The organism is Staphylococcus sp. EG-SA-2, from assembly GCF_017152085.1.
Genome location: NZ_JACYHC010000342.1, coordinates 1 through 314, shown reverse-complemented (window position 1 = coordinate 314; position 314 = coordinate 1). Strand labels below are relative to the sequence as shown.

At 31.8% G+C, this 314-nt stretch carries 1 protein-coding gene; it reads right to left on the bottom strand.

Annotation, left to right across the window (positions count from 1 at the left end):
- Nucleotides 1-193 precede the first annotated feature (193 nt).
- Nucleotides 194-314, bottom strand: a 121-nt coding sequence (locus IDG60_RS03285; RefSeq protein ID WP_157723150.1) for a hypothetical protein, incomplete at its 5' end; no start/stop codon positions are given.

Here is a 314-nt window from a genome sequence, read left to right as displayed (position 1 = left end):
CTAAGGTATCATTACACATAGGCGCACTTGTCTCCTTTAGTTTGGGTTTGGTCACTTTAAATTATAGAGGCAATTGCGCTTTTTGTGTATTAAAAAAAGCAGGAAGTTTTACCTTCCCACCATAAAAGATGAAGAACCCTTTTTAGTTATTAAACTTTATTCATTGTAAATTGTTAATAAATTTTTTAAAAACTTATTCGTCATCCATTTTCAATACAGCCAAGAAAGCATCCTGTGGAATTTCAACATTACCAACTGCTTTCATCTTAGCTTTACCTGCTTTTTGTTTTTCAAGTAATTTACGTTTACGGCTT